A 25,667-nucleotide genomic window follows, 5' to 3' on the forward strand; every position below is an offset into this window, starting at 1 on the left:
TGGGCGCGCGCGCGCCTAGGGGTTGGCGCATGAAACTGCTTTTTCTTGGTGATGTGATGGGCCGTGCCGGACGGGCGGCCATCGTGGAAAACCTGCCGCGTTTGCGGGCCGACTGGGGCCTCGATTTCGTGGTGGTCAATGGCGAGAATGCCAGCAATGGCATGGGGCTGTCGGGCGAGCACGCGAAGTTGCTTCTGGAGGCAGGTGCCGATTGCGTCACGCTGGGTGATCATGCCTTCGATCAGAAGGATATGCTGCAGTTCATCGAAAGCGAACCGCGCATCATCCGCCCAGTGAATTTCGCCAAGACCGCGCCGGGCAAGGGCGCGCGCGTGTTCGAGGCGACCCGGGGGCGCAAGGTTCTGGTGGCGCAGGTGCTGGGGCAGGTGTTCATGAAGCGCGCCTATGATGATCCGTTCGGCCAGATCGAGGCGGTGCTGAAGGCGCATCCGCTGGGTGGCGCGGTGCAGGCGGTGATCGTCGATGTGCATTGCGAGGCGACATCCGAGAAGATGGCGATGGGCCATTGGTGCGACGGCAAGGCGAGCCTGGTGGTGGGCACGCATACCCATGTGCCCACGGCCGATGCACAGATCCTGCCGCGTGGTTCGGCATACCTGAGCGATGCGGGCATGTGCGGCGATTACCTGAGCGTTATTGGTATGGAGCCCGCCGAGCCGATGCGCCGTTTCGTGACCGGCATGGCCAAGGCGCGGTTCACGCCGGCCAAGGGCGAGGCGACGCTGTCGGGCGTTTATGTCGAGACTGACGACAGGACGGGCAAGGCCGTGCGGATCGAGATGGTGCGCCAGGGCGGGCGGCTGGAAGCGGCCGGGCCTGCATGAAGGAGCGGTTGGGCCTGACCCTTCTGCTGATCGCGCTGGGCGCGGGGTGGGGGATCACGCAGCCGTTTTCCAAGATCGCCGTGAGCGAAGGATACCGCCATTTCGGGCTGATCTTCTGGCAGCTTGTCATCTCGGGTGCGATCCTGGGCGCGATCCTGGTGATCCGGCGGCGGGGGGTGCCGTTGGACCGGCGGCAGATGGGGTTTTACCTGCTGATCGCGCTGATTGGCACGATCCTGCCCAATGGCGCCAGTTATGAGGCAGCGCGGCATCTGCCGTCGGGCGTGATGTCGGTGGCGATTGCCACGGTGCCGATGTGGGCCTTTCCCATCGCGCTGATGCTGGGGCTGGACCGGTTTTCGGCGCTGAGGGTGATGGGCCTGTTCTGCGGGATCGTCGGGGTTTACCTGCTGGTGGGGCCCGATGCGGGGCTGCCCGATCCGGCGATGGCCGTCTGGGTGCCGATGGCGCTGATCGCGCCGTTTCTTTACGGGCTCGAAGGCAACCTGGTGGCGAAGATCGGCACCGGCGGCGCGGGGCCGATCCAGCTTCTTTTCGGCGCGTCGGTGGTTGGCGCGGTGATCGCGCTGCCGCTGGCGCTGCTGACGGGCACGTGGATCGATCCGCGCCCGCCCTGGGGCGCGCCGGATTACGCGCTGATGGCCAGCGCGGCGGTGCATGCGGTGGTGTATTCCAGCTATGTCTGGATGGTGCGCCGCGCGGGGCCGGTTTTTGCCGGGCAGGTGTCCTACCTTGTCACCGGGTTCGGCGTGATGTGGGCGATGCTGATCCTGGGTGAGCGGTATTCGGCGTTTTTCTGGTGGGCGTTCGCGCTGATGCTGGCGGGTTTGTTCCTGGTGCGGCCGCGCGATAACGCGACGCTTGCGGAACCGGCGATAAACCCCGAGCATGGAACGCGTGAAAGGGCGGGGTCCAAGCCATGATGCAGGTTTTCGAGATCTCCCAGGCCGGGCAGGCGGTGATCACGCTGGGCGTGGTGGTGGCGATGTTCCTGCTGTTCCTGCGCGAGGCCTATCCGACCGAGGTTGTCGCCATCGGCGGCGTGGCGTTCCTGCTGGCGCTGGGCGTGCTGCCCTATGAGGGCGCGCTGAGCGTGCTGTCGAACCCGGCCCCCTGGACCATCGCGGCGATGTTCATCGTGATGGGGGCATTGGTGCGCACCGGGGCGCTGGACGCGTTTACCGCCGTGGCCGACCGGCAGGCGCGGAGCAATCCGAAACTGGCGATTGCCCTTCTGATGGGGTTTGTCGTGCTGTCGAGCGCCATCGTGTCGAACACGCCGGTGGTGGTGGTGATGATCCCGGTCTTTGTGCAGCTGGCGCGCACCATGGGCCTGAAGGCGTCGAAACTGCTGATCCCGCTGAGCTATGCCGCCATCCTGGGCGGGACGCTGACCCTGATCGGGACCTCGACCAACCTGCTGGTCGACGGGGTGGCGCGGGCGCAGGGGCTGGCCCCCTTCACCATCTTCGAGGTGACGCCGCTGGGCGTGATCCTGGTGATCTGGGGCATGATCTATCTGCGCTTCATCGGGCCCTACCTGCTGCCGGACAGGGACAGCATGGCGATGCTGTTGTCGGATCGCAGCAAGATGAAGTTCTTTACCGAGGCCGTCATTCCGCCCGAGAGCAACCTGATCGGGCGAGAGGTGACGGGTGTGCAGCTCTTCAAGCGCGAGGGTGTGCGGCTCATTGACGTCATTCGCGGGGATGCCTCGCTCAGGCGGAACCTGAAGGGGGTGACGCTGCAGGTGGGTGACCGCGTGGTGCTGCGCACGCAGATGGCCGAGCTGCTGAGCCTGCAGCGCGACAAGAGCCTGAAGCGCGTGGACCAGGTGAGCGCGGTGGAAACCAACACGGTGGAGGTGTTGATCACGCCGGGCTGTAAGATGGTGGGGCGGTCGCTGGGCCAGCTGCGGCTGCGGCGGCGCTATGGCGTTTATCCGCTGGCGGTGCATCGCAAGAACCAGAATATCGGCCGGCAGCTGGACGACCTGGTGGTGCGGGTGGGCGATACGCTGCTTCTGGAAGGGGCGGCCGAGGATATCCAGCGACTGGCATCCGATATGGACATGGTCGATGTTTCGCACCCCTCGGCGCGGGCGTTCCGGCGCGGACATGCGCCGATTGCCATTGCTGCACTGATTGCGCTGGTGGCGCTGGCGGGGTTCGGCGTGGCGCCGATTTTCCTTTTGTCGATCCTGGCGGTGGCGATTGTGCTGCTGACGCGCTGCATCGATGCCGACGAGGCGTTTTCGTTTGTTGATGGGCGCCTGCTGGCGCTGATCTTCGCGATGCTGGCAATCGGCGTGGCGCTGGAAAGCTCGGGCGCGGTGCGCCTGATCGTCGAGGCGGTGGCGCCGTGGATGGCGCTGTTGCCGGCAGCGCTGATCGTCTGGGCGATCTACCTGTTGACCAGCGTTCTGACCGAGCTGGTGTCGAACAACGCGGTGGCGGTTGTGGTCACGCCGATCGCCATCGGGCTGGCCGAGGCGATGGGGGTGGATGCCAGGCCGCTGGTGGTGGCGGTGATGGTGGCGGCGAGCGCCAGTTTCGCGACGCCCATAGGATACCAGACCAACATGCTGGTTTACGGGCCCGGCGGCTACAGGTTCACCGATTTCATGCGCGTGGGCATCCCGCTGAACCTGTCGGTGGGGCTCTTGGCGAGCGCGGTTATTCCGCTGATCTGGCCGCTGTGACGGAGGGGTCCTCACCGGGCTCCGCACCGGGTTCCGGGCCTGGTTCGCAGGGGGCGTCGATGCCCGAAACGGTCTCCTCGTCCGGCTCATCCAGGCCAGCCTCGCCGGCGTCATCCAGGGTGTCGTCCAATGCGCGCCGCAGGCGCGCGCGCAGCGACGTGGCCGCGCCGCGCTGACCCGTCGAGGAAAGCTGCAGATCCCAGTTGATCGGGTTGAGCGCGGGGGCGGCGCCCGAGAGCCCCGGCGCGGCGATCACGCCGTCGGCTTGCATTTTCACGAAAAGTTCGCCCGCGACTGCGGGTGAAAGCCGGAAGGCCCGAGCCAGCGCGCCGGGCGTGCAGCGGCCATGCACCTTGGCATAGCGCACGGCCCAGGGGTAATGCATTGCCGCCGTGCCCGAGAGCGGCGCAGCGGCTGCGTTCACCGGCGGGATGGGAAGCGCGGGGACCGCGCCGAGCGTGGCGAGGCCGAGATTGAATTGGCGTCTGTTCATGCCCTCCAGATGGGCGCGCGGGCGGGCGATTTCACAGAGAAAAGACGCCGCGTTTTCCCCGCATCGGCTTGCATGGGCGCGCGCGCGGTGCTGTTGTGGCGCCAAAGGGAGGATGGAACATGCCGAAACTGAGATCCAGCAAGGTGACCGAGGGCAAGACCGCCGCCGCCGCGCGGTCGCTGTGGATGGCGGGTGGTGTGGCGCCCGAGCATTTTGGCAAGCCGGTGATTGCCGTGGCCAATTCGTTCACCGAATTCGTGCCGGGCCATGTGCACCTGGCCGAGGTGGGCCGGCTGGTCTGTGACGAGATCTGGAAGGCCGGTGGCATCCCGCGCGAGTTCAACACCATCGCCGTCGATGACGGGATCGCGATGGGCCATGACGGGATGCTCTATTCGCTGCCCTCGCGTGAGCTGATCGCGGACAGTATCGAATACATGTGCGAGGCACATTGCGTCGACGCGCTGATCTGTATCTCGAATTGCGACAAGATCACGCCGGGGATGCTGATGGCCGGTTTGCGGCTGAATATTCCCGTCATCTATGTCTCGGGCGGGCCGATGGAGGCGGGGCGGATGCCGGGGCAAACCGAGGTCAAGCGGCTGGACCCGATCATGGCCTATGTCGCGGCCTTCGATCCCGAGCAGGAAGGCGCCGCGCTGGCGATCGAGGAAAACGCCTGTCCGACCTGCGGGTCGTGTTCGGGGATGTTCACCGCCAACTCGATGAACTGCCTGGCCGAAGCGATCGGGCTGGCGCTGCCGGGCAATGGCTCGCTTCTGGCCACGCATGCCGACCGCAAGGCGCTGTTCCAGCGCGCGGCGCGGCGCGTGGTCGAGCTGGCGAACGCCTATTACGAGGGCGGGGACGAGAGCATTCTGCCGCGCAACATCGCCACTAAGATTGCGTTCGAGAACGCGATGAAGGTGGATATCGCCATGGGCGGTTCCACCAACACGATTCTGCACATGCTGGCGATGGCGGCCGAGGCGGGGGTGGATTTCACCATGGCCGATATCGACCGGCTGAGCCGGGAAATCCCCTATCTCTGCAAGGTCTCGCCCGCGACGTTCGATTACTACATGGAAGACGTGCATCGTGCCGGCGGGATCATGGGCGTGATGGGCGAGCTTCAGCGCGGCGGGCTGATCGACGACAGCGCGCGCACCGTGTCGGGCCAAAGCCTGGCCGGGCAGCTGGCGAAATGGGACGTGATCCAGAGCGACGATGAAGAGGTGAGCCATTTCTACCGCGCCGCCCCGGGCGGCAAGCGCACGATCCAGGCCTATGGGCAGGACATGCGCTGGCGTGAGATGGATCTCGACCGCGAAGCGGGCTGTATCCGATCGCTGGAGCACGCCTATTCGAAAGAGGGCGGACTGGCGGTGCTGCACGGGAATATCGCCGAAGATGGCTGCGTGGTGAAAACCGGCGCGGTTCCGGCGCAGATGCTGCGCTGGGAGGGCGTGGCGCGGGTGTTCGATGACCAGGAAGAGGCGCTCAATGCCATCGATGGTGGCGAGATTGCCCCGGGCACGGCGGTGGTGATCCGATACGAGGGGCCCAAGGGCGGGCCCGGCATGCAGGAGATGCTGAAACCGACGATGAGTCTGAAGGCGCAGAAGGTGGATGACACCTGCGCGCTCATTACCGACGGGCGGTTTTCGGGGGCGACGGCGGGGCTGTCGATCGGCCATGTCTCGCCCGAGGCGGCGGCGGGCGGTGCGATCGGTCTTGTACGCGATGGCGACAAGATCGCCATCGACATCCCGGGCCGCAAGATCGAGCTTTTGATCGGCGCCGGGGAAATGGACGCCCGCCGCGCCGAGATGGAGGCCCGGCCCGACGGTGAACGCTGGCGCCCGGCCGCGGCGCGGCCCCGGGTCATCAGTGCCGCGCTCCGGGTCTATGCGGCCTTTGCCGAAAGCGCCGACAAGGGCGGTTTCCGCAACGTGCCATAACGGAGGTGAGCATGAACAAGACGGCAGACGCGATCATCATCGGCACCGGCGTGATCGGCACGGCGGTGGCGTTCGAGCTGGCCAAGAAGGGCTGGAAAACCCTCTCGCTCGACCGGAATGCGCAGATCGGCCATGGGTCGACCGCGGGTAGCTGCGCGATCGTGCGGATGCATTATTCCACCTATGACGGCACCGCCTTTGCCTGGGAGGGCTATCATTACTGGCGGGACTGGGCCAACTACCTGGGCCTGCCCGCGAATGCGGAGCTGGCGCAGTTCCGGCAATGCGGCTGCCTGGTGATGAAAACGCAGGCCAACGCGTTCATGGCGAAACACCTGGAGTATTCCCGGGCGCTGGGCATCCCGGTCGAGGAATGGGACGCCGCGCAGATCAGGGACCGGCTGCCGATCTACGCGCTGGAGCGCTATGCGCCGCCGAAACGGATGGATCAGGACGGGTTCGGCGAACCGACGGGCGGCGAGATCGAGGGCGCGGTCTATTGGCCGCTGGCCGGATATGTGACCGACCCGGCGCTGTCGTCACAGAACCTGGCCGATGCGGCGCGTCAGCATGGTGCGGCGTTTCGCTTGGGCGCCGAGGTGGTGGAAATCCTGCAGGTGGATGGCAAGGTCAGGGGCGTGAAGCTGGCCGACGGTGAGGAATTGCATGCACCGGTGGTGATAAACGTGGCCGGGCCCGGATCGTCGATCATCAATGAAATGGCCGGTGTGACCCATGACATGACGATCACCACGCGCCCTCTGCGCCAGGAAGTGGTGCATGTTCCGGCGCCCAAGGGCTTTGATTTCGAGGCCCAGGGCACGATCGTCTCGGACAGCGATATCGCCTGCTATTGCCGGCCCGAACATGGCAATCACATCCTGGTGGGCAGCGAGGACCCGGAATGCGACCCGCATCTGTGGACGCAGGATGACGTACAGTTCGACCGCGACTTCACCGAGCAATGGACAACGCAGGCGATGCGCTATGCGCAGCGGGTACCGAGCCTTGGTATCCCCAGCCGGATGCGCGGGGTGGTCGAGCTTTACGATGCCTCGACCGACTGGATCCCGATCTACGACAAATCCGCGCTGGGTGGGTTCTACATGGCCTGCGGTTCGAGCGGCAACCAGTACAAGAACGCGCCCATCGCGGGCAAGATGATGGCCGCGCTGATCGACTATTGCGAGGCGGGCAACGATCACGACGCAACACCGCTTCAGTTCGACCTGCCCTATATCGGGCGGCAGATCGACGTGGGGTTCTACTCCCGCAGGCGCCAGGTCAACGAAGAGTCGAGCTTCTCGGTTCTGGGCTGAGCCTGCAGCCGCCCCCTGCAGCGCGCGCCCACCCGCCCACCCCGCGCGCTGCAGGGGGCGGGGCCCACCCGCCGACCGCATGCCGGTGGATGGGGCGCGACATGAGTATTTGTGCCAAGAAAGAACGCGCGGATATTCGACAGAATGCGCCCGCGCGTTCTTTCTTGGTGAAAATACTCAATGGCGCAACGCCGCGGGCGGCACGGCTGTTCGGAGAAGTGACCACCGCGGTGAGCCAGCCGAGGCCCCGCCCCGCCGCGACGCGTGGAACACGCGGCGCAAAACCTCGGGCAAGGCGCGATCAGTCGTTGTCGGACAATCCGGCGCCGGCGCCGAGGAGGCGTGAGGCTTCGGTGGCCGGGGCATAGGTGCGGTGGGCGTAGCGGTTGAGTCGTTCCAACGTGTCGGCAGTCACCTCGGCGCGGGTGTGCTGCGGCAAGGGGGGCGCTGGCACGGCGCCGGGCGCGATAACGATGCGCCGCGCATGGGGCATATCCAGATCGGCAGGATCGGAGCAGGTAACCTGCGCGCCGTCGAGCCCGACCATGGTGCCGTCGATGCCGACGCGCAGCGCGCGGCCCGTCTGGCGCGCGGCGGCCTGCAGGAAGGGCAGAAGCAGCAGTGGTTGGGCCACATCGGAAAGAACGGTGTCACCGGCGCCGAGACGGCCCGCCATGTCTGACAGGGCGACGCCGGCGGCCAGCGGACAGAGCGGCCCCGAAGACGACAGGAGATCGAGCGACGTGGGCGCGTTGCCCGGCGCGTCAAGCAGGTCGGCGAGCGCCGCGCAGCCCGGCAGGCCTTGGGCCGAGAGCCAGCGCACGGCTTTTCCGGCCTCTTCGGCCATGCCCCAGCTGAGCCCCGCGCCGCGGGCGGCACGTTTCGCGGTGGCTTCGACTTCGTTCAGCGACAGGTCGGTCATGTTTCGGCCTCCGGGTAGACCCAGGTGTCGGCATCGCCGGTTGCAAGCTCCTCGGGGTAGGGGGCGCCCTGGTACATGGCGATGCGCACCCAGCGGTCCGAGCGGGGATCGAAGCGGGTGGCGCCGAAGAACGCCAGCTTCGCCCGAAGCATGTCGATCGGCAGCACCTTGTCCGAGATCGTGTTGTCGTGGATTTCGGCATAGGGCGCGCGCGCGGCGATCTGGACGCGGCGCAGGGCGTGGCGGTGGCCCGTGTGGGCGAGCAGGAAGGCGGCGACGGGCTGATCTTTGGGCCTGTCCGAAAGCGCGGCATGGAGCGTGGCGACATCGCGGCCCGGGGCGAGCGGTTGTTCGTAGTCGGCAACGGGTTCCTCGAACCGTTCGCCGAGGCGTGGTTCGAGTTTTTCTTCCGAAACATACCAGGCGCGGGCCTGGGCGGCGGGATCGCTCCAGTCGATGGCCAGCGCCCAGTCGTAGTGTGTTTCGATCAGGCTGCGCACCTGTACGACGGTCATGGAGCCGTCGATGCGAAAGGCATCGGTGTTGGTGTCGGACATGCAGCTGCCCAGCCCATCGACCAGATCGGGATAGGGTTCGAGCATCAGCGAGGCGAGGCATTCCTGGCCTTCTTCCGAGAGGGCGGTTTCGGCCCAGTCGAAGAGCGCGTTCCACGGCATGGGCCCAGCGAGGCCGGTTTCCTCGAGACGGGCGGTGAGCGCGTCGAGATCGGCGTGCAGCATCTTGAGCTTTCCGATCTGGATCGGATGTTCGGAGTGCCAGCTGTCGGCCAGGGCCCGCATGCGGGCCAGAAGGCCACGGAAGGTGGCGATTTCGTCGGCGCTGGCCGAGGGGAGAGAGCGGACGCGGGCGATGGCCTCTTCGCGCGCCATGATCCAGTTGTTGAACAGCACCGGATGATTGACGATGTAGGGCGCCATGCCGAGCCCGGTGGAATTTCCGATGCCCAGGCTGCGGGCGATGGCGGGATCAAGCGTGGCTGTCTGCGCACCGCCGCGCGCCTGCGCCATATGCTGCACCAGGTCGCGGATGAAGGCGCGGGTGAGGTAGACCGAGAGCATTTCAGCCTGGAAGGGGGCCTGCATTTCGGGGCGGTCGGCGATCACCTCGCGATCCGCCGCGCCGAATTTGCCCGAGCCATAGACGGCGGTGGTGCGCATCAGGTAGCCGACACTGTCGATCATACCGGCATCGGGCTGGCGGCCGCTGGCCAGGGCATCGACCACGTGTTCCCAGAGCCGCACCGAGCGGTTGGCGCGCGAGAGCGAAAGCTCGCGTTCGGAGATGCGGCCGGCCTCCTGCACCGGCACGTTGGCGCGCAGGCGCTCGATGTCACCCGCATCGGGGATGCCATCGTAGAGCGCGAAGGTGGCATCCCAGGCATCGGCGATCACGCGGTCCGAGCGTTTCTCGGCAGGCAGGTCATGCGCGAAGGCGACGAGGGAATAGGCGTGCGACGGGCCCTGCGCGGTATAGACGGCGTGGCCGACACCGTTGCCGTCGATCTCGAATACGGAGCGGGAGAAGGTCCAGCCTTCGGCCTGCATGCGGCGGGTGAGCTGGCGCATGAACGACAGGCGGCATTGATGCAGGCTGCCGAGCCGCGAGAGGCGCATGACGGTCGTGGGATCGCGGCGGGGAACCGTTGTCTGTGGCGCGTGTTCCGGCATGGCGTTACCCTTTCGGCGTGAAGTTTTCGGCGTAGAAGCGATACCAGTTGTCGCCCATGATGCCGGCGATTTCGCCGGAGTCCATGCCGAGCGCGCGCAATCCGTTTTCGATGTTTCCGAAATCGCGGTTGTCGCGGAACCAGTCGGGCTGCGGCGGGAAGCCGGGGTTGGCCGCCGAGCCTTCGCCATAGTCGATCTGTTTCGACCAGCGGCCGACGCGCATCCATTCGACCACGCTGTCGGGCTGATCCTGGCAGAGGTCGGAGCCGATGCCGAGATGCTCGGGGCCGAATTTCGCGGCCGTGCGGGCGATCATTTCGCAGAAGCTTTCCAGCGTGCAGGCGCTCTTGTCCTTCAGGTGATGGGGGTAGAGCGAGAAGCCCAGCATGCCGCCGTTTTCGGTGACTGCGCGGATTACGTCATCACGCTTGTTGCGGAGCGCCGGCATCCATTCGTGGGGGTTGGCGTGGGTGATGGCGATGGGACGTTCGGAATGCTCGGCGGCCTCAATGGTCGAGCGGTCGCCGGAGTGGGACATGTCGACGACGAGGCCGACGCGGTTCATTTCGCGGATGACCTGTTTGCCCATGCGGGTGAGACCGGCGTCGTAATCCTCGTAACAGCCGGTCGCGAGCAGCGACTGGTTGTTATACGTCAGCTGCATGAAGCGCGCGCCCAGCGTGTGGACGATCTCGACCAGGCCGATATCGTCCTCGATCGGGCTGGGGTTCTGGAAGCCGAAGAAAATCGCGGTGCGGCCGGTTTCGCGGGCGCGATCGACATCGGAGGCGAAGTGGCCCTTCATGATGAGATCGGAGTATTGTTCGAACCAGCGGTTCCATTGCTCGAAATTGAGCACGGTTTCGCGGAAGGTTTCGTGATAGGCGATGGTGACGTGGACGGCGTCCAGCCCGCCCTCGCGCATCTGGCGGAAGATCTTTTCCGACCAGTTGGCATATTGAAGGTTGTCGATCCTCATTGCCGTTTTCATCCCTGTGGCACCCCTGCGCTGATATAGGCGGTCTTGACGGTGGTGTAGAATTCCGCGGCCGTGCGGCCCTGTTCACGCGGACCATAAGAGCTTTCGCCGCGGCCGCCAAAGGGAACGTGATAGTCGGTGCCCGCAGTGGGCAGGTTGACGGTGACGACACCGGTGCGCGCGTTGCGTCGGAAATGGGTGGCGCGGGCCAGATCACGGGTGACGATGCCCGAGGTGAGGCCGAAATCGGTGTCGTTGACGGTGGCCAGGGCCTCGTCATAGCTGGCTACCTTGATGACGGCGGTCAGCGGGGCGAACATCTCCTCGCGGTTGATGCGCATGTCATTGCGGGTGTTCAGGAAGACGCCGGGCGACATGTAGTAGCCTTCATGCTCCATGTTGAGGCGCTGGCCGCCGCAGGCGAGTTCCGCCCCTTCGGACTGGCCAAGTTCGACATAGGCGAGGTTTTCGGTGAGCTGGCTTTCGCTGACCACCGGGCCCATCTGGGTACCGTCGGAGAGCGCGTGGCCGACTTTCATGGCCCGGGCGCCGGCGACCAGTTTCTCGACGAAGGCGTCATGGATTTTTTCGTGCACGACGAGGCGCGAGGAGGCGGTGCATTTCTGGCCAGTGCCGCCGAAGGCGCCGTTCAGCGCAAGCGAGACCGCGAGGTCGAGATCGGCGTCATCCATCACCGCCAGCGCGTTTTTCGAGCCCATTTCCATCTGCAGCTTGGTGAAGTTTTGCACGGCCGAGGCGGCAATGCCGCGACCGACGGGGACCGAGCCGGTGAAGGATATGGCGTTGACCTTCGCGCTTTCGACAAGGCGCTGGCCGATGGAAGAGCCCGAGCCCATGACCAGCGAGAACAGCCCTTTGGGGATGTCCTGGCGGGCGATGATCTCGGTCAGGGCGTGGGCCGAGGCGGGGGTGAGGTTGGCGGGTTTCCACACAACTGCGTTGCCGTAGCAGAGCGCGGGCGCGATCTTCCACGACGCGGTGGCGGTGGGGAAGTTCCAGGGGCTGATGACGGCGACGACGCCCACGGGTTCGCGGCGCACGTCCACCTCGATATCCGGCCGGACGCTGTCGGCGTTTTCGCCCAGCTGGCGCAGGCATTCGGCGGCGTAGTAGGTGAAGAATTGTCCGGCGCGGAAGACCTCGCCTTTGCCTTCGGCCAGCGGCTTGCCCTCTTCGCGGCTGAGAAGCGTGCCGAGCTCCTCGGCCCGGGCCATCAGTTCGTTGCCGATGGCATTGAGGACGGCCTGTTTGCGTTCGAGCCCACAGGCAGCCCATTCGGCCTGGGCGCGGTGCGCCTGGTCGAGCGTGGCGTCGAGCTGATCGGGCGTGGCCTGGGTGAAGTGGCCGACGAGGTCGGAGAGATCGGAGGGGTTGCGGTTTTCGATTTCGGCGTCACCGGCCAGCCAGTCGCCGGCGATGAGGTTGAGCTTGGTTTCAGGCATGGAGGGATTCCTTTCCGGGTTGGCGAGAGGGTGGACCGGCGGAGTGAAGTCAGTCAAATTCAAAGAAATGAAGTTTATTTCAGGTTTTCTGAAGTCATGGCGATCAAGATCGAAATGCTGCGCGCCTTTTGCGCGGTGGCGCAGAGCGGCAACCTGGCCGAGGCGGCGGGGCGTCTGGGCCGGACGCAATCGGCCCTGTCGATGACGCTGAAACAGCTGGAAGCGCATCTGGGCCAGCGGCTGTTCATGACCGACCGGAAGAACCGGCTGACCGCGCTGGGGGCCTATGTCTATGACCTGGCGCAGGAGGAGTTGGGCCGGTTCGACGCGATGGTGGCGGCGATCGAGGCGCGCGCGCAGGCGCCGCAGGGATTGCTGCGCATCGCGGCGGTGCCATCGGTGGCGGCGCGGGCCTTTCCGGGGCTGAGCGCGGAGATCGCGGCGCGGTTCCCGGGGGTCGAGCTGGAACTGCGCGACATGGAATCCGGCGCGGTGGTAGAGGCGGTGACGCGCGGGCAGGTCGAGATCGGGATCGCGACGGCGGGCTGGCAGGTGCGCGGGGCAACGCAAGAGCCGTTGTTTGCCGATGCGTTCGGCCTGATCTGCGCGCGCGCGCATCCGCTGGCGCAACAGGCCAACGACCCGGATGTGGCGCAGGTGCTGGAGGCCGGGCTGATCTGGACCGCGCTGTGCGAGGGGATCGAGGCCGAGGGGTTCGACGGCGCGCGCGGCAAGGCGCGGCTGGTGGCGCATAACACGCTTACCCTGATGGCGATGCTGCGGGCGGGCAAACTGGTGAGCGTGCTGCCGCAGAGCGTGGCCGCGATCGACGGGCGGGAGTTGGTGTTTCGCCCGATCGCGGGGCTGGAGGCCCGCCGCATGGTGCATTTGCTGGTGCGCGACGAGGTGGGCGAGGTGGATTACGTGATGGCGGCCGCCGACGTGCTGCGCCGGCAGGCCGGGACGTTCACGAAAGCATGAGTGCACTTGCAAATTTGCTGGGCCGCCCCCCTATTAGGCCCAACGCAAGCAGGAGGGACGCAATGGACTATCGCAAGACCGACGAGGCAATTGCGCGGCTGAACCCCGAGCAATACCGGGTGACGCAGGAAAACGGCACCGAACGGCCCTACACGGGCGAATATGACAAGCATTTCGAGCCGGGCCTTTATGTCGACGTGGTCTCGGGCGAGCCGTTGTTTGCCAGCGCGATGAAATACAATTCCGGCTGCGGCTGGCCGGCCTTTGCCAAGCCTGTCGTGGCCGAGAATATCGTCGAACTGCGCGATACCACGCACGGGATGATCCGCACCGAGGTGCGCTCGAAACACGGCGATTCGCATCTGGGCCACGTGTTTCCGGATGGGCCGATGGAATTGGGCGGTTTGCGCTATTGCATCAATTCGGCCTCGTTGCGGTTCATCCCGAAGGATAGGATGGAGGCCGAGGGCTATGGCGAATATCTGGACCAGGTGGAGGGCTGAGAGATGAGCGAAGAACGTGCTGTTCTGGCAGGTGGCTGTTTCTGGGGAATGCAGGACCTTATCCGCAAGCTGCCGGGGGTAATCTCGACCCGGGTGGGCTATACCGGGGGCGATGTGCCCAATGCGACCTATCGCAACCACGGCACCCATGCCGAAGGGATCGAGGTGATTTTCGACCCTGATGTGCTGAGCTTCCGGCGGTTGCTGGAGGTCTTTTTCCAGATTCACGACCCCACGACACTGAACCGGCAGGGCAACGATATCGGGATGAGCTACCGGTCGGGCATCTATTACGTGGATGACGAGCAAAAGCGGGTGGCCGAGGACACGATCGCGGATGTGAATGCCAGCGGGCTGTGGCCCGGGCCGGTGGTGACCGAGGTGAAGCCGGTGGGCGATTTCTGGGAGGCCGAGCCCGAGCACCAGGATTACCTGGAGCGGTTCCCCAACGGCTATACCTGCCATTTCCCGCGGCCGGGCTGGGTGCTGCCCAGGCGCGACGCGGCCGAATAGGCGCGCGGCGAACAGGCCGACGGATAGGTCCGCTCTGACAGCGGTAGGGTGGCAATTTTCTCTTTCAGATCGCCGATCAGCAGGGCCTCGGCCCTGTTGAGCCGTTTTTTGGGGTTGGTCAGCAGGTAGATATCGACGGCGGGCGGATGGGTATAGGGCGGCAGGCGCCAGAGCCGGCCATCACGCACGTCACGCTCGACCACGTGGACGGGCAGGGCGCCGATGCCGAGGCCGCATTGGATCATGCGGCGGATTTCCTCGAGGTTGGAGGAGCGGCCGACGATGCGCTGATCGAGCTCGTGCTGGCGGCGCAGGAGCGCGACAGGGCGCAGGGCATCGTTGAGATCGTCGGTTTCGAACGAGACCGCGTCCTGCCCCTTGAGCGCATCGAGCCCGAGACCGCGCTGCCCGAAGAGCGGGTGCGAGGGGCCGCAGTAGAAGCCGAAAAACTCGCGGTAGAGCAGATCGTATTCGAGATCGGGGAAGCGGCGGTTGACCAGGCAGATGCCGAAGCTGGCCGTCTTGTCCTGCACGGAGGCCGCGACCCGGGCCGAAGTGCCGGAATGGATGCGATAGGTCACGCGGGGATGTTCGCGGTAGGTGCGGCCGAGGAGATCATCGAGCAGCGGCGTGACGACATGGCTGGCGAGCGCGATGGTGACATGGCCCGAGATTTCGGACTGGGCCAGCGTGGTGGCATCGCGCAGCTTGGCGATGGAGGCATAGATATCGAGGCATTCGCGGTAGAGCTCGCGCCCGGCGGCGGTGAGCTGAAAATGGCCGCGCCCACGTTCGATGAGGCGCGCGCCGACCTCTCCTTCGAGGCGTTGCAGCGCAAGGCTGATCGCCGGCTGGCCGCGCAGGAGCCGGTTGGCGGCGCGGGTGATCGAGCCTTCTTCGACGATCACCACGAAAGTGCGCAGAAGGTTCCAGTCGAGGTTCGCGACGAAACGGTCGAAGTCGACAGGTGTATTGATTTCATTAATGCCAGTCATTTCAATTATGAATTTGGCCAATTTTTCGGCCCGTGCAACCGTTTTCCGAGACAGGGACCATTCAACGGCGATTCAGCATGGCCGATACAGCCACCAAGTTCGACAAGCGTCCGGCGCTTCTGCTGACGCCGGCATTCATCGCGATCACCGCGCTGGTGGTGATCCCGATGTCGTTCATCCTGGTCTATTCGTTCTATGAAAACGTCGATCTGGCCGTGGACCGCGTGGCGTTCCAGTTCGGTAACTGGGAAGAGTTGCTGACCGATGGCTATTATCACAACGCGATCTGGAAGACGCTGAAGATTTCCTTTGTCGTCACGGTTCTGGCGGCGGTGCTGGGATACCTGCCGGCCTATTTCATCGCGATGACGAAATTCCGGCACAAGTGGTTGCTGCTGTTGTTGCTGATCCTGCCGTTCTGGGTGAGCTTCATCATCCGCACGCTGAGCTGGATTCACATCCTGGGCAACCAGGGCGCCATCAACGGGTTGCTGCAATGGCTGGGCCTGACCGATGAGCCCATTCGCATGATGTTCAACGAGTTCTCGGTGATGGTGGGCCTGATCCATGTGTTCCTGCCCTACATGATCCTGAACATCTATGTGAGCCTGGAAGGCATCGACGAGAACCTTGAGCCCGCCGCAAGGACACTGGGGGCGACGCCCTGGCAGGCCTTTAAGGAGGTGACGCTGCCCCTGTCGCTGCCGGGGCTGGCGGCGGGGAGCCTCTTGGTGTTCGTTCTGACGGGCGGCAGCTACGTGACGCCGCTGATCCTTGGCGGGCCCAGCGATTTCCTGTTCGGGAACCTGATTTACGACGCGGTGGTGACGGAACTGAACTGGCCGATGGGCGCGACGCTGTCGTTCACGCTGCTGGTTCTGCTTGGCTCGGTCGTGGTGATCTACAGCCGGTTCATGGGTTTGAACCAGTTGAGCAAGGCCTTTGGATAGGGGGAACGCATGAACGCCTGGGCCTTTATCCGGTTTTACACGATACTGGTTTATACCTTCATGTTCGCGCCCATCATCGTGGTGCTGATCCTGGCGTTCAACGCGTCGCAATTCGGGGGCTTCCCGATCGAGGGGTTCAGCCTGCGCTGGTTTGGCGAGCTGTTTCAGAACGAGGCCATCATGCGGGCGTTTCGCACCTCGTTTATCTTGGGGCTGATGACGGCGCTTGTGGCGACGACGATCGGCATCCTGGCGGCGCTGGCGCTGGTGCGCTACCAGTTTCGCGGCAAAGACTGGATCACAACCTTCCTGATTTCGCCGGTGCTGGTGCCGGAAACGGTGCTGGCGGTTGGACTGCTGATTTTCCTGCGCTGGCTGCACATGCCGCGCAGTTTTGGCTTGCTGCTGCTGGGCCATTCGATCATCGCGCTGCCCTTTGTCGTGCTGGTGGTGCAGGCGCGGCTGGTGGGGATCAGGAGGGAATACGAAGAGGCGGCCCGCAGCCTGGGGGCGAGCCCGGTGCAGACCTTTTTCGCGGTGACCTTTCCGCTGCTCATGCCGGCGATTTTCGCGGGGGCACTCTTTGCCTTCACCATCTCGTTCGACAACATCACCGCGACGATCTTCTGGCGGCCTTCGGGCATGGAGACGGTGCCGACGCAGATCTTCGGGATGCTGCGCCATTCGGTCAGCCCCGAGATCAACGCGCTGGGCTTTGTCATGATCTGTATCACCGTGGGCGTGCCCCTCCTGGCCGGGGGGCTGGCGCGCTATTTTTCACGCAAGAAAGTCTGACCCGGCCACCAACAAGGAGAGAATGATGACCAAGAAAATGGATAGCACGAAACGCTACGAGAAGCTGCGCGAGGCGGTGGGCAACGGTGACGTTGACCGCCGGACATTCTTTGGCCTTCTGGGCTCGGCCGGGATTACCGCCGGTCTTTCCGGCGGGATCATGACGGCGATGGCGAAACATGCCCGCGCCGCCGGGACCGAACTGCATTTCGAGGGCTGGGGCGGTGTCGTGTCCGAGGCGCTGCGCAAGCATGCCTTCGACCCCTACGAGGCCGCGACCGGCAACAAGGTGATCGACGCCACCTTTGGCGGCGAGAACGAGGTTCTGACCAAGGTGAAAGCCGCGGGCAGCACCGATGGCCACAACATCCTGCACAGTTCGGGGGTGAGCTGGTACAAACGCTGGACCGACAATGGCTATGGCGTGGTCCTGAACGAGGACAACATCCCCAACATGGCCAATGTCATGGAGGCGATCATCAAGCCGTTCCGGGACATCACGCCGGACGGCCTGTCGGCTGTGCCCTATGACTATGGCACCACCGGGATTGCCTATAACACCAAGTATGTCAGCGAAGAGAAGGCCAAGGAGCTGGGCGCGAACCTGCTTCTGGACAAGGAGCTGAAAGGCAAGATCGGCGGCTGGGGCGGCGACTGGGCCAACCGGGCATGGTATGGCGCGCTGCAATCGGGCCAGGACCCCAACAACATCGAGGACTGGGACGCCGTCTGGGACAAGGCGCGCGAGCATCGCGACCTGGTGCTGAAATACTGGGGCTCGGGGGCGGAGCTGATGGATCTGCTGGCCAAGGAAGAGATCTATGTCACCGAGGCCTGGTCGGGCCGGGTGGCGGCGCTGCAGGAGCAGGGGCACCCGATTGCCTATATGGATCCGCCCAACGGGCTGGCCTGGATGGAATCGATGTTCGTGCTCAAGGGTTCGCCCATGGAGGCGGCCGAGGAGTTGCTGAACTTCATGCTGGCGCCGGAAACCGCGATCGCGGTGGCGGATGGGCAGAATTACCCGAGCTCGCTCGACCCGACGAAGGTGCCGATGCCCGAGGGCGTCGAGAAGCTGCCGGCCTATGACCCGACCGGCAAGCTGGAAGGCCTCGTGTTCCGTGACCCGGTGAAATGGGTGGCGGTCGAGAAGGACCAGTCGAAAATGTGGAACCGCGTCCAGAAGGGCGGCTGATCCGCAGGGCAAGACCGGGACGGGCCGCCCAAGCGAGGGCGGCCCGGGCCCCAATGCATACTGACCTGAATGGGGATGGAACGCGATGGCGCGCGTGGAACTCAAGCAAATCACCAAGTCGTTTGGCAGCTTCAAGGCGGTGCACGAATCCGACGTGCTGTTCGAGGAGGGATCGTTCACCACGCTGCTGGGCCCGTCGGGCTGTGGCAAGACGACGATCCTGCGGATGGTCTCGGGGCTGGAAAGCCCGACGAGCGGCGACATCATGATCGGTGGCAAGCGGATCAACGATGTGCCCATCCACAAGCGCAACCTGGGCCTGGTGTTCCAGAATTACGCGCTGTTCCCGCATCGCACGATTGCCGAGAACATCGCCTTTGGCCTGAAATACCGCGGTGTGAGCAAGGCGGACGCGGCGCAGAAGGTGAAAGACGCGCTGGAGATCGTGCGCCTGCCCGGCGTCGAGGACCGCTATCCCAGCCAGCTGTCGGGCGGGCAGCAGCAGAGGATCGCCATGGCGCGCGCCATCGTGATCGAGCCGGACGTGTTGCTGCTGGACGAGCCGCTGTCGGCGCTGGATGCGAACCTGCGCGAGGACATGCGGGTGGAGCTGAAGGCGATCCAGCACCGGATCGGGGTGACGTCGATTTTCGTGACGCATGACCAATCCGAGGCGCTGGCGATGTCGGACCGGATCATCGTGATGAGCGCCGGGCGGATCGAGCAGGTGGGCGCGCCGGAAGAGGTATACAACAACCCCGCCAGCGAATTCGTGGCCAATTTCCTGGGCGCGTCGAATATCGTGGCGGTGGACGTGAAGGGGCGGGGCGCCGATGACGTGACGCTGGAGGTGCCGCATTTTGGCGCTGTCACGCTGCATGCCAACCGGGCGGTGAATCTGGGCGACGCGGCCAAGGGCAAGCTGGTGATCCGGGCGGAAAAACTGCACCTGTCGGACGGGGCCGCGCCCGAGGGGGCGGTTTCGACGAAAGGGGTCGTCGAGGCCGTTGACTATCAGGGGCAACTGGCAAGATATTTCGTGCGAATCGGGGATGTGCAATTCCAGGCGATGAACATGATCGACGGGGCGCCCTTTGCGCAGGGGGCCGAGGTGTCGGTGGTGCTGAACCCCGATGATTGCAGCGTGTTGGCGAACGAGGCGTGAATGAGCCACCTGTTTTATCAAAGCCGTCTGGCGCGGCCGGAACTGGACCGGGCCGAGGGCATCTATATGTGGGACAAGGCCGGCAAGAGGTATCTTGACGGCTCGTCCGGGGCGATGGTCAGCAATATCGGGCATTCCAACCCGGCCGTGCTGCAGGCGATGCGCGAGCAGATGGAGAAATCGACCTTCGGATACCGGCTGCATTTCCAGACCGAGGCGTCCGAGGCGCTGGCGGCGAAGACGGCCGAGCTGTCGCCGCCGGGGATGGACAAGGTGTTCTTCGTTTCGGGCGGGTCCGAGGCGGTGGAAAGCACGCTGAAGCTGGCGCGGCAATACAAGCTGGCCGTGGGTGAGCCGCAGCGGTTCAAGGTGATTTCGCGAATGCCGTCCTATCATGGCAGCACACTGGGCGCGCTGGCGGTGACGGGATATGCGCCGATGACGGCCCCCTTTGATCCGATGATGATGCGGATGCCAAAGATTCCGGCGCCGCGCGCCTATCTGGACGGGCTGGACATGCATGACCCGGCGACGGGGCTGCATTACGCCAACATGCTGGAACAGAAGATCCAGGACGAGGGGCCCGAGACGGTTCTGGCCTTTATCGTGGAACCTGTTGGCGGGGCCTCGACCGGGGCGCTGGTGCCGCCGGCGGGGTACATGCAGCGGATCCGCGAGATCTGCGATGAATACGGCGTCATGTTGATCCATGACGAGGTGATGTCGGGGGGCGGGCGCACCGGCAAGTTCTGGGGTGCCGAGCATTGGCAGACGATGCCGGACATCATTTCGATCTCGAAGGGGTTTGGCGGTGGATACGTGCCGCTGGGCGCGATGATTGCGCGGGGCGATATCGTCGAGGCGGTGCTGGATCAGGGCGGGTTCATCCACGGGCATACCTATGCCGGCAACCCGCTGGCCTGTGCCGCGGGCATCGCCGTGATCGAGGAGATCGAGCGCAATGACCTGATCGGCAACGCGGCGCGGATGGGCGATGCGCTGAAGGGCCGGCTGGAGGCGTTGATGCAGCGCTATCCCTTCGTGGGCGACGTGCGCGGCAAGGGGCTTTTACTGGCGTTTGAGCTGGTGGCGGACCGCGACAGTATGGAGCCGTTGCCCAAGGAGCTGAACGCGCATAGCCGGCTGGTGGATATCGCCTATGACAAGGGGCTTATCATCTATTCGCGGCGCACGCGCGGGGGGCTGAAGGGCGATCACTTCCTTGTCTGTCCGCCGATGATCGTGGGCGACGAGGGCATCGACGAGATTATGGAAGGGCTGACCGCGGCGCTGGACCAGTTCGCGCAGGAGGCGGGGCTGGAGACGGGGCAGTCCGCGTGAGTGGCGGCCTGACGATCCGGCCCGCGCGCGAGAGCGACGCGGGCGCGATTGCCGACATGCTGGGCAAGCTGGCCGATTACCTGGGCGACGGCGAGGCGTTTTCCACCACGCCCGAGACGGTGCGGCGGCACGGGTTCGGGGATGGTGCGGCTTTCGGCGTGCTGATCGCCGAGGCGGGCGGCGCGATGCAGGGCATGGCGCTTTATTTCCGGCATTTCTCTACGACGCGGGGGCAGGCCGGCGTGTACGTGCAGGATTTGTGGATCGAGCCGCAGGCGCGGGGCCAGAGGCTGGGCGAGGATTTGCTGCGCGCGGTGGCGCGGGTGGCCGGGGCGGGATGGGGCGCGGCCTATCTGATGCTGACTGTGCACCGGGATAATCCCGACGCGTTGCGGTTTTACGAGCGACTGGGCTTTCACGCCCATGACAACGATTTGCCGATGGTGCTGGGCGCGGGCGCGTTCCGGGCCTTGGCAGGAGCGGAGGCGGCATGAGGCTGGCGAATAAGACCTGCGCCATGGAAGAGGCGGTGGCCCATATCGGCGACGGGACCACGGTGATGTTGGGCGGGTTCGGCGTGCCGGGCACACCTTTCGCGCTGATCCACGAGGTTGTGCGGCAGGGGCCAAAGGACCTGACGATCATCAAGAACGATGCCAATGAAAAGGGCATGGGCGTCGATCACCTGCTGGCGGCGGGATTGGTGCGCAAGCTGATCGTGACGCATATCGGGCTGAATGCGCGGGCGATCGAGATGATGAATGCCGGAGAGATCGAGGTGGAGTTCTGCGCCCAGGGTATGCTGGCCGAGCGGGTGCGCGCGGGCGGTGCGGGTCTGATGGGCTTCGTCACCGATATCGGCGTGGGCACCGAACTGGCGGACGGCAAGCCGCGTATCGAGATCGACGGGCACGCGGGTGTGCTGGAAACCGCGCTGCGGGCCGATGTGGCGCTGATCCATGCGGCGCGGGCGGACACGTTCGGCAACCTGGCCTATGAAGCAACGGCGCGGAATTTCAGCCCGCTGATGGCGATGGCCGCTGACCGGGTGATTGCCGAGGCCGAGGAAATCGTGCCCCTGGGCGGGATCGCGCCGAATGCGGTGCACACGGCGGGGCCCTTCGTGGACCATGTGGTGGAACTGGGCGAGCTGAGCGGGGAGTATGGCGTTGTCAGACGCGCGTAACAGGATGGTGGCGCGCGCCGCGCGCGAGATCGAACCGGGCATGGTGGTAAACCTTGGCATCGGGTTGCCAACGAAGGTGGTGGATCACCTGGCCAGCGATTTCCCGGTCTGCCTGCATACCGAGAACGGGCTGACCGGGATCGGGCCGACCTTGCCTTATGACGAAGCCAACCGGAACCTGATCGATGCGGGCGGCGCGTATATCTCGACCGTCAAGGGCAGCGCGTTCTTTGACAGCGCGGTGAGTTTTTCGCTGGTGCGCAGCGGGCGGCTGGACCTGACGATGCTGGGCGCCTTCGAGGTGGCGCAGAATGGGGACCTGGCGAACTGGAAGATCCCGGGCAAGTTTTCACCGGGCGCGGGTGGCGGCATCGAGCTGGCGCAGAAGGCGCGGCGGGTGGTGGTGCTGACAACGCATACCGACCGGGCGGGCAATCCGAAACTGCTGGAGACATGCAGCCTGCCGCTGACCGCGCCGGGATGTGTGAACCGGATATTCACCGACATGGCGGTGGTGGATGTCGAGGCTGGGCGGTTTCACCTGCGCGAGCTTGCCGGCGGTGTGAGCCTGGAGGATGTGGTGAAGGCCACGGGGGCGGAGATGGTGATCCCCGATGGGGATTTGCCGAGGTTCTGAGGCGGCGCGATTTTTCTGCGAAAAATCGGGAGGTCAGGTGCCGGACCGGATGTCACGGGCATCGAGCACCGGTGAGGCGTCGAGCTCTTCCGCATCGAGCATCGTGGCCACGCGTTCGAGCGCGGCTACGATCATCGCCTGTTCCCAATCGTCGAGCGACTGGAACTTGCGCACATAGCGTTGTTGCAGGGCGTCCGGCGCGTCCGCGATGGTTTCGCGGCCGGTGTCGGTGATGCAGATATTGGTCTGGCGCCGGTCGGACTGGGATTTTTCGCGCGTGACCATGCCCTTGGCCACCAGTTTGTCGACGAGCGAGGTGACGGTGGCCTGCGACACGCGCATGCGCTGCGAAATCTCGGTCGCGGTCGCGCGGCCCTTTTCGGCGACGACCTGAAGCACGCGGAACTGCACGGCAGTGAGGCCGGCGGATTGGGCGAGTTCACGCCCGAAAAGCTCGGTCGCGCGCAGGATGCGGCGCAGTGCGATCAGGCTGGAATCGATACGGTCCATGCCTTTCCCCTTGCCATGGAACGGAAGAATGTTGGCAGATTGTGTCATTGGGATCAATTGCCTCGTGTAACAAAATTGCAAAGCTTAAACTAAGCAATATTTCCGTCGTTTTCAAAGGAAATGGCGGAAATATGGACAAATTGCCCCGATTTTTGCTTCGAAGGTTGAAATAATGGGCGCGGGTTGTTACTTAGCCTTTCGAAGCAAATCGGAGGCCCTTTGGCATGACACATGCATTTGAGCAGTTGAAAAAGCTTGGCAAGCTAACGTTCCGCAAACCCGAAGCGCAGGATGGCGCGGCGGTCTGGGAGTTGGTGCGCGCCTGCAAACCGCTCGATGAGAACTCGATGTATTGCAACCTGCTGCAGGCAGACCATTTTCGCGATACCTGCGTGGTGGCCGAACTGGATGGCAAGGTTGTCGGTTGGGTATCGGGCTATGTGCTGCCCTATGATGCCGAGACGTTCTTTGTCTGGCAGGTGGCCGTGTCCGAGGACGCGCGCGGCATGGGGCTGGGCACGCGGATGCTTGACCATCTGATCGCGCGCGAGGAGTGCGACAGCGTTGAACGGCTGCAGACCACGATCACCTCGGACAACGAGGCGAGCTGGGCGCTGTTCCGCAAGTTTGGCCAGGCGCATGACAGCGCGCTGGACGTGCAGGCCTACTTCACCCAGGCGCTGCATTTCCGCAACCGCCACGAAACCGAGCACATGGTGACCATCGAGTTGGCCCGCGAAGCGCTGAAGAAAGCGGCCTGAGCGCGGTTTCCGACCTCACCTACATTCATTCCAGATCACGAAGGACATCTCATGACCGAGCAGTCATCCAATATTTCTGTCTTCAAACGCCGTGAATCCGAGGCGCGGTCCTATTGCCGCGGGTTCGATACGGTTTTCACGTCCGCCACAGGGTCGGAACTGACCGACCACAAGGGCCGGACCTATATCGACTTTCTGGCCGGGTGTTCGTCGCTGAACTACGGTCACAACGATCCGGACATGAAAGAGGCCCTTGTCAGCCACATGATGGAGGACGGGCTGGCCCATGCGCTGGACATGCATACCGACGCCAAGGCCGCGTTCCTGGAGGCGTTCGAGACGAAAATCCTGAAGCCGCGTGGCATGGACCACAAGGTAATGTTCACCGGGCCCACGGGTGCCAACGCCGTGGAAGCGGCGATGAAACTGGCGCGCAAGGCGACGGGCCGGACCAATATCATCGCTTTCACCAACGGCTTTCATGGTGTCACGCTTGGCGCGCTGGCCGCGACCGGCAACGGCTATCACCGCGGTGGCGCCGGCACGACGGTGAATGGCGTGACGCGCATGCCGTATGATGGCTACATGGGCCCGGATTTCGATACGACCGAGTTTCTGGAGAAGATGCTGAAGGACCGGTCTTCGGGCATGGATGCGCCGGCGGCGATCCTGCTGGAAACGGTGCAGGGCGAGGGTGGCCTGAACGCTGCGCGCGCCGACTGGGTCAAGCGGGTGGCAGAACTGGCGAAAGAGCACGGGGCCCTGCTGATCGTCGATGACATCCAGGCCGGCTGCGGCCGGACCGGCAAGTTCTTTTCCTTCGAAGTCATGGGGATCAAGCCCGATATCGTGACCATGGCGAAATCGGTTTCGGGGTTCGGCCTGCCGATGGCGCTGGTGCTGGTGCGTCCCGAATATGACGTGTTCGGCCCGGCCGAGCATAATGGCACGTTCCGCGGCAACACTCATGCCTTTGTCACCGCCAAGGTGAGCATCGACAAGTTCTGGTCGGACGACAGTTTCGAGAAAGAGCTGAGTGCCAAGGAAATGCTGATCCACGACGCGCTGGCCGATCTGGCCGCGCTGGTACCGGGCGCGAAGATCAACGGCCGTGGCCTGATGCAGGGCGTCGATGTCGGCTCGGGCGAGCTGGCCGGTGAGATCTGTGCGCGGGCCTTCCAGAAGGGCCTGGTGATCGAGACCTCGGGCAACGAGGACCAGGTGGTGAAGATCCTGGCACCGCTGACGACGCCCGAGGCGACGCTGCGCAAGGGCCTGGACATCCTGCTGGATGCCGCGCGCGAAGTGCTGGACACCACCAAGATGGCAGCGGAGTAAGACGATGATTGTACGCGATTTCAACGAGATCACCGCGAATGACCGCGACCGCGTGGTATCGGACGCGCAGTGGACATCGGTGCGCATGCTGCTGGCCGATGACGGGATGGGGTTTTCCTTTCACATCACGTTCCTTGAGGAAGGGTCCGAGCACACGTTCGAATACAAGAACCACTTCGAGAGCGTCTATTGCATGAAGGGCAAGGGTTCGATCACCGATCTGGCCACGGGCGAGACATACGAGATCAAGCCCGGCGTGATGTATGCGCTGGACAAGCACGACCGCCACATTCTGCGCGCCGACGAAGAGCTTGTCATGGCGTGCTGCTTCAACCCGCCCGTAACGGGCAATGAAGTGCACCGTGAAGACGGTTCCTACGCGCTGGCTGACGCTTAACCCAAAGA

26 protein-coding genes are annotated in these 25,667 nt (G+C 64.6%); 19 read left to right on the top strand and 7 right to left on the bottom strand.

Translation table 11 applies throughout. The features are described from left to right. Positions 1-29: 29 nt before the first annotated feature. The 3 genes from E0501_RS11335 to E0501_RS11345 are packed head-to-tail and all read left to right on the top strand — an operon-like array spanning position 30 to position 3,567. Complete coding sequence (locus E0501_RS11335; RefSeq protein ID WP_137701464.1) at positions 30-845, top strand: TIGR00282 family metallophosphoesterase; 816 nt, start codon at positions 30-32, stop codon at positions 843-845. After that, a complete protein-coding gene (locus E0501_RS11340) occupies positions 842-1,789 on the top strand; it encodes a DMT family transporter (protein ID WP_137701465.1) in 948 nt (315 codons plus the stop codon). Before E0501_RS11335 ends, E0501_RS11340 begins: the two co-directional genes overlap by 4 nt. Then, entirely contained in the window at positions 1,789-3,567 is a 1,779-nt protein-coding gene (locus E0501_RS11345; protein WP_137701827.1) for an SLC13 family permease, read from the top strand. Before E0501_RS11340 ends, E0501_RS11345 begins: the two co-directional genes overlap by 1 nt. On the opposite strand, the gene E0501_RS11350 is transcribed toward E0501_RS11345, so the two are convergent. After that, entirely contained in the window at positions 3,542-4,060 is a 519-nt protein-coding gene (locus E0501_RS11350; protein WP_137701466.1) for a hypothetical protein, read from the bottom strand. The two genes, E0501_RS11345 and E0501_RS11350, sit on opposite strands and share 26 nt — an antisense overlap. Positions 4,061-4,179: 119 nt before the next feature. Here E0501_RS11350 and ilvD point away from each other — a divergent pair, with 119 nt between their 5' ends. Further along, entirely contained in the window at positions 4,180-6,021 is a 1,842-nt protein-coding gene (gene ilvD, locus E0501_RS11355) for a dihydroxy-acid dehydratase (protein ID WP_137701467.1), read from the top strand. A gap of 11 nt (positions 6,022-6,032) precedes the next feature. Beyond that, positions 6,033-7,340: an NAD(P)/FAD-dependent oxidoreductase gene (locus E0501_RS11360; RefSeq protein WP_137701468.1), complete on the top strand. Its 1,308-nt coding sequence runs from the start codon at positions 6,033-6,035 to the stop codon at positions 7,338-7,340. A gap of 301 nt (positions 7,341-7,641) precedes the next feature. Here the strand turns inward: E0501_RS11360 and E0501_RS11365 are convergent, their stop codons facing one another. Genes E0501_RS11365 through E0501_RS11380 form a run of 4 tightly spaced genes read right to left on the bottom strand, consistent with a single transcriptional unit; the run spans position 7,642 to position 12,392 of the window. Beyond that, positions 7,642-8,262: a DUF3726 domain-containing protein gene (locus E0501_RS11365; protein WP_137701469.1), complete on the bottom strand. Its 621-nt coding sequence runs from the start codon at positions 8,260-8,262 to the stop codon at positions 7,642-7,644. After that, entirely contained in the window at positions 8,259-9,950 is a 1,692-nt protein-coding gene (locus tag E0501_RS11370; RefSeq protein ID WP_137701470.1) for a hypothetical protein, read from the bottom strand. Before E0501_RS11370 ends, E0501_RS11365 begins: the two co-directional genes overlap by 4 nt. Before the next feature lie 4 nt (positions 9,951-9,954). Then, the gene (locus E0501_RS11375; protein WP_235857819.1) at positions 9,955-10,941 is read right to left on the bottom strand and encodes a membrane dipeptidase; all 987 of its coding nucleotides are present in this window, start codon (positions 10,939-10,941) and stop codon (positions 9,955-9,957) included. After that, complete coding sequence (locus tag E0501_RS11380; RefSeq protein WP_137701471.1) at positions 10,938-12,392, bottom strand: aldehyde dehydrogenase family protein; 1,455 nt, start codon at positions 12,390-12,392, stop codon at positions 10,938-10,940. Before E0501_RS11380 ends, E0501_RS11375 begins: the two co-directional genes overlap by 4 nt. A 96-nt stretch (positions 12,393-12,488) precedes the next feature. Here E0501_RS11380 and E0501_RS11385 point away from each other — a divergent pair, with 96 nt between their 5' ends. From E0501_RS11385 to msrA, 3 genes are all read left to right on the top strand, one after another. Continuing rightward, entirely contained in the window at positions 12,489-13,373 is an 885-nt protein-coding gene (locus E0501_RS11385; protein ID WP_137701472.1) for a LysR family transcriptional regulator, read from the top strand. 62 nt (positions 13,374-13,435) lie between these two features. Beyond that, positions 13,436-13,876, top strand: a complete 441-nt coding sequence (gene msrB / locus E0501_RS11390) for a peptide-methionine (R)-S-oxide reductase MsrB (protein ID WP_137701473.1) — start codon at positions 13,436-13,438, stop codon at positions 13,874-13,876. A gap of 3 nt (positions 13,877-13,879) precedes the next feature. Next, entirely contained in the window at positions 13,880-14,389 is a 510-nt protein-coding gene (msrA, locus tag E0501_RS11395) for a peptide-methionine (S)-S-oxide reductase MsrA (protein ID WP_137701474.1), read from the top strand. Here msrA and E0501_RS11400 read toward each other — a convergent pair. Next, a complete protein-coding gene (locus tag E0501_RS11400) occupies positions 14,329-15,384 on the bottom strand; it encodes a LysR family transcriptional regulator (protein WP_137701475.1) in 1,056 nt (351 codons plus the stop codon). The genes msrA and E0501_RS11400 overlap by 61 nt on opposite strands. A gap of 77 nt (positions 15,385-15,461) precedes the next feature. Between E0501_RS11400 and E0501_RS11405 the strand changes: the two genes are divergently transcribed. The 8 genes from E0501_RS11405 (at position 15,462) to E0501_RS11440 (ending at position 22,653) form a co-directional block, all read left to right on the top strand. Next, entirely contained in the window at positions 15,462-16,334 is an 873-nt protein-coding gene (locus tag E0501_RS11405; RefSeq protein WP_137701476.1) for an ABC transporter permease, read from the top strand. A 9-nt stretch (positions 16,335-16,343) separates the two neighbouring features. Further along, positions 16,344-17,129 (top strand): ABC transporter permease, encoded by a 786-nt coding sequence (locus E0501_RS11410; RefSeq protein WP_137701477.1) that lies wholly within the window; start codon positions 16,344-16,346, stop codon positions 17,127-17,129. A 25-nt stretch (positions 17,130-17,154) separates the two neighbouring features. Continuing rightward, positions 17,155-18,324, top strand: coding sequence for an ABC transporter substrate-binding protein (locus E0501_RS11415; protein WP_235857820.1), 1,170 nt, complete (start codon positions 17,155-17,157; stop codon positions 18,322-18,324). A gap of 85 nt (positions 18,325-18,409) precedes the next feature. After that, complete coding sequence (locus E0501_RS11420) at positions 18,410-19,489, top strand: ABC transporter ATP-binding protein (RefSeq protein ID WP_137701478.1); 1,080 nt, start codon at positions 18,410-18,412, stop codon at positions 19,487-19,489. Continuing rightward, positions 19,490-20,830: an aminotransferase family protein gene (locus tag E0501_RS11425; protein ID WP_137701479.1), complete on the top strand. Its 1,341-nt coding sequence runs from the start codon at positions 19,490-19,492 to the stop codon at positions 20,828-20,830. It begins immediately after the preceding gene. Then, positions 20,827-21,324, top strand: coding sequence for a GNAT family N-acetyltransferase (locus E0501_RS11430; protein WP_161594605.1), 498 nt, complete (start codon positions 20,827-20,829; stop codon positions 21,322-21,324). The genes E0501_RS11425 and E0501_RS11430 overlap by 4 nt, the downstream gene beginning before the upstream one ends. Next, positions 21,321-22,016, top strand: coding sequence for a CoA transferase subunit A (locus tag E0501_RS11435; protein WP_137701481.1), 696 nt, complete (start codon positions 21,321-21,323; stop codon positions 22,014-22,016). Before E0501_RS11430 ends, E0501_RS11435 begins: the two co-directional genes overlap by 4 nt. Beyond that, a complete protein-coding gene (locus E0501_RS11440; protein WP_235857821.1) occupies positions 22,000-22,653 on the top strand; it encodes a 3-oxoacid CoA-transferase subunit B in 654 nt (217 codons plus the stop codon). Before E0501_RS11435 ends, E0501_RS11440 begins: the two co-directional genes overlap by 17 nt. A gap of 33 nt (positions 22,654-22,686) precedes the next feature. Here E0501_RS11440 and E0501_RS11445 read toward each other — a convergent pair whose 3' ends face one another. Further along, the gene (locus E0501_RS11445; RefSeq protein ID WP_137701482.1) at positions 22,687-23,163 is read right to left on the bottom strand and encodes a MarR family winged helix-turn-helix transcriptional regulator; all 477 of its coding nucleotides are present in this window, start codon (positions 23,161-23,163) and stop codon (positions 22,687-22,689) included. Positions 23,164-23,387: 224 nt separating this feature from the next. On the opposite strand from E0501_RS11445, the gene ectA reads away from it, so the two are divergent. Genes ectA through E0501_RS11460 form a run of 3 tightly spaced genes read left to right on the top strand, consistent with a single transcriptional unit; the run spans position 23,388 to position 25,659 of the window. Continuing rightward, positions 23,388-23,924: a diaminobutyrate acetyltransferase gene (ectA, locus tag E0501_RS11450; protein ID WP_137701483.1), complete on the top strand. Its 537-nt coding sequence runs from the start codon at positions 23,388-23,390 to the stop codon at positions 23,922-23,924. 51 nt (positions 23,925-23,975) lie between these two features. Next, positions 23,976-25,262: a diaminobutyrate--2-oxoglutarate transaminase gene (gene ectB, locus E0501_RS11455; RefSeq protein WP_137701484.1), complete on the top strand. Its 1,287-nt coding sequence runs from the start codon at positions 23,976-23,978 to the stop codon at positions 25,260-25,262. A 4-nt stretch (positions 25,263-25,266) separates the two neighbouring features. Then, a complete protein-coding gene (locus E0501_RS11460) occupies positions 25,267-25,659 on the top strand; it encodes an ectoine synthase (protein ID WP_137701485.1) in 393 nt (130 codons plus the stop codon). Positions 25,660-25,667: the final 8 nt, after the last annotated feature.

Source organism: Marimonas lutisalis (assembly GCF_005434965.1).
Classification (GTDB): Bacteria; Pseudomonadota; Alphaproteobacteria; order Rhodobacterales; family Rhodobacteraceae; genus Marimonas_A; species Marimonas_A lutisalis.

What these genes read in the sequence shown, in the direction of transcription:
- E0501_RS11420 (WP_137701478.1), top strand. Translation starts at nt 18,410, where the DNA reads ATGGCGCGCGTGGAACTCAAGCAAATCACCAAGTCGTTTGGCAGCTTC.
- E0501_RS11400 (WP_137701475.1), bottom strand. Translation starts at nt 15,384, where the DNA reads ATGACTGGCATTAATGAAATCAATACACCTGTCGACTTCGACCGTTTC.
- E0501_RS11385 (WP_137701472.1), top strand. Translation starts at nt 12,489, where the DNA reads ATGGCGATCAAGATCGAAATGCTGCGCGCCTTTTGCGCGGTGGCGCAG.
- E0501_RS11410 (WP_137701477.1), top strand. Translation starts at nt 16,344, where the DNA reads ATGAACGCCTGGGCCTTTATCCGGTTTTACACGATACTGGTTTATACC.
- msrA (WP_137701474.1), top strand. Translation starts at nt 13,880, where the DNA reads ATGAGCGAAGAACGTGCTGTTCTGGCAGGTGGCTGTTTCTGGGGAATG.
- E0501_RS11425 (WP_137701479.1), top strand. Translation starts at nt 19,490, where the DNA reads ATGAGCCACCTGTTTTATCAAAGCCGTCTGGCGCGGCCGGAACTGGAC.
- E0501_RS11340 (WP_137701465.1), top strand. Translation starts at nt 842, where the DNA reads ATGAAGGAGCGGTTGGGCCTGACCCTTCTGCTGATCGCGCTGGGCGCG.
- E0501_RS11350 (WP_137701466.1), bottom strand. Translation starts at nt 4,060, where the DNA reads ATGAACAGACGCCAATTCAATCTCGGCCTCGCCACGCTCGGCGCGGTC.
- E0501_RS11435 (WP_137701481.1), top strand. Translation starts at nt 21,321, where the DNA reads ATGAGGCTGGCGAATAAGACCTGCGCCATGGAAGAGGCGGTGGCCCAT.
- ectB (WP_137701484.1), top strand. Translation starts at nt 23,976, where the DNA reads ATGACCGAGCAGTCATCCAATATTTCTGTCTTCAAACGCCGTGAATCC.
- E0501_RS11380 (WP_137701471.1), bottom strand. Translation starts at nt 12,392, where the DNA reads ATGCCTGAAACCAAGCTCAACCTCATCGCCGGCGACTGGCTGGCCGGT.
- E0501_RS11360 (WP_137701468.1), top strand. Translation starts at nt 6,033, where the DNA reads ATGAACAAGACGGCAGACGCGATCATCATCGGCACCGGCGTGATCGGC.
- E0501_RS11335 (WP_137701464.1), top strand. Translation starts at nt 30, where the DNA reads ATGAAACTGCTTTTTCTTGGTGATGTGATGGGCCGTGCCGGACGGGCG.
- E0501_RS11460 (WP_137701485.1), top strand. Translation starts at nt 25,267, where the DNA reads ATGATTGTACGCGATTTCAACGAGATCACCGCGAATGACCGCGACCGC.
- E0501_RS11375 (WP_235857819.1), bottom strand. Translation starts at nt 10,941, where the DNA reads ATGAAAACGGCAATGAGGATCGACAACCTTCAATATGCCAACTGGTCG.
- E0501_RS11445 (WP_137701482.1), bottom strand. Translation starts at nt 23,163, where the DNA reads ATGGACCGTATCGATTCCAGCCTGATCGCACTGCGCCGCATCCTGCGC.
- E0501_RS11370 (WP_137701470.1), bottom strand. Translation starts at nt 9,950, where the DNA reads ATGCCGGAACACGCGCCACAGACAACGGTTCCCCGCCGCGATCCCACG.
- msrB (WP_137701473.1), top strand. Translation starts at nt 13,436, where the DNA reads ATGGACTATCGCAAGACCGACGAGGCAATTGCGCGGCTGAACCCCGAG.
- E0501_RS11405 (WP_137701476.1), top strand. Translation starts at nt 15,462, where the DNA reads ATGGCCGATACAGCCACCAAGTTCGACAAGCGTCCGGCGCTTCTGCTG.
- ilvD (WP_137701467.1), top strand. Translation starts at nt 4,180, where the DNA reads ATGCCGAAACTGAGATCCAGCAAGGTGACCGAGGGCAAGACCGCCGCC.
- E0501_RS11345 (WP_137701827.1), top strand. Translation starts at nt 1,789, where the DNA reads ATGCAGGTTTTCGAGATCTCCCAGGCCGGGCAGGCGGTGATCACGCTG.
- ectA (WP_137701483.1), top strand. Translation starts at nt 23,388, where the DNA reads ATGACACATGCATTTGAGCAGTTGAAAAAGCTTGGCAAGCTAACGTTC.
- E0501_RS11365 (WP_137701469.1), bottom strand. Translation starts at nt 8,262, where the DNA reads ATGACCGACCTGTCGCTGAACGAAGTCGAAGCCACCGCGAAACGTGCC.
- E0501_RS11415 (WP_235857820.1), top strand. Translation starts at nt 17,155, where the DNA reads ATGACCAAGAAAATGGATAGCACGAAACGCTACGAGAAGCTGCGCGAG.